The organism is Shewanella sp. ZOR0012 (assembly GCF_000798835.1).
Classification (GTDB): Bacteria; Pseudomonadota; Gammaproteobacteria; order Enterobacterales; family Shewanellaceae; genus Shewanella; species Shewanella xiamenensis.
The window spans coordinates 1-1,553 of record NZ_JTLE01000035.1 but is presented as its reverse complement, the minus strand read 5'-3'; the positions used below and the strand labels follow the sequence as shown (position 1 = coordinate 1,553).

Annotated in this window: 2 protein-coding genes; both read right to left on the bottom strand. The window is 44.9% G+C overall.

Annotated features, from left to right (window positions below; all coding sequences use genetic code 11):
- Positions 1 to 43: 43 nt before the first annotated feature.
- Positions 44 to 289: a glutaredoxin family protein gene (locus tag L976_RS01240; RefSeq protein WP_037417366.1), complete on the bottom strand. Its 246-nt coding sequence runs from the start codon at positions 287 to 289 to the stop codon at positions 44 to 46.
- Positions 276 to 1,553: bifunctional 23S rRNA (guanine(2069)-N(7))-methyltransferase RlmK/23S rRNA (guanine(2445)-N(2))-methyltransferase RlmL (gene rlmKL / locus L976_RS01235; RefSeq protein WP_047533371.1), on the bottom strand; the 1,278-nt coding region annotated here is incomplete at its 5' end. The genes L976_RS01240 and rlmKL, both read right to left, overlap by 14 nt.

Below are 1,553 nucleotides of genomic sequence, written 5' to 3'. Positions count from 1 at the left end.
ACCATAGGCTAACGAGCCATTATTGATACGAACCAGACTCAAACTAAGCTCCTAAAAATTCTTGTAATTGCGTGGCATCAAATGGCCAACTTAAATAACGCTCGTCCAGGGCTTTAACCACAGGAATCGACACGCCATAACGCTCTGCTAGGGTTTCATCATCGCAAATATCGATGGCCGTAAAGGGCACCTCGGCGGCATTTAATAATGCCGCCGCCAGTTCGCATAAATGGCAACCTTCGGTGTGATACAACACATAGCTTGCCTGCAATGCATTATTTATCTGCATGGGTAATTAACCAGGTGTTATGGATATGAGGATTACGTTTGTAATCCAGCGGTAACGTCATGTCGTCGATGTTTTGCACCTTAATTTTCATTTTGGTTAAAGTTTCAGTGTCCATCTTAAACTTGCGCTTATTGTTGGAGAACACCAATTCACCGTTTGGACTTAACAGCTTGATTAGCATACCGAGTAAATTCACATGATCACGTTGCACATCGAAAGAATCTTCCATGCGCTTGGAGTTGGAGAAGGTGGGCGGATCGATAAAAATTAAATCGTATTGTTCGTTACAATCGCGGATCCACTGCAAACAGTCAGCCTGAACAAATTCATATTGCTTGCCAGACAAATTATTAAGGGCAAAGTTCTCTTTCGCCCAAGCAAGGTATGTGTTTGACATATCAACCGTCGTGACCGACTTTGCGCCGCCTAATGCAGCATGCACTGAGGCAGAACCTGTGTAAGAGAACAAATTCAGAACCCGGCGGCCCTTAGATTTTTGCCCCACTAAACGGCGAGTTAATCGATGATCGAGGAACAGCCCAGTATCTAAATAACCCGTCAGGTTTAGCTTAAATTTAGCGCCATATTCAGTGGTGATAAGCTCTAACTTACGTTCATCCAACTTTTGATATTGGTTAGTGCCCTTTTGACGCTCGCGGGTCTTCATAATGATTTTGTGTGGATTAACGCCAATGGCCGCAGGCAAAGCCAGCAGCACATCACTTAAACGACGTTTAGTGACGGCCTCAGGAATACTGGCTGGTGCCATGTATTCTTGTACCACAACATAATCAAGATACTTATCGACTGCGACGTTATATTCAGGAATGTCAGCATCATAGAGGCGATAACTATCAATCCCCTCTTTTTGGGCCCACTTATCAAATTGCTTAGCGTTTTTCTTTATACGGTTAGCAAAAGCAGGCGCGATATCGGCAATATCGACACCCTCTGGCAACACTGGCGTATCGCGGCGAGTACTCTGCGCGTGAAGCGTGTATAAGTTAAAAGCGCACTCTAACGCACCGTTAAACATTTTCATCTGTTTATCGGCTTTGAGTTTCAATGCCGAGATAAGCTCGATATCGCTACACAGCATGGCCACTTTCCAGCCACCAAATTCTTTTTTGAATTTATCGCCTAATTGATAGTACAGCTGCAACAGCTCAGACACACTGCCTAAACGCTCGCCGTAAGGAGGGTTGGTGATGAGGTAACCTTCAGCGGCTGGCGGCTCCACATTAAGGGCATTTGCCACCTTAAA

Bases quoted from the DNA above. Each gene is read 5' to 3' on its own strand.
- L976_RS01240 (WP_037417366.1), bottom strand. From the start codon at position 289: ATGCAGATAAATAATGCATTGCAGGCAAGCTATGTGTTGTATCACACC.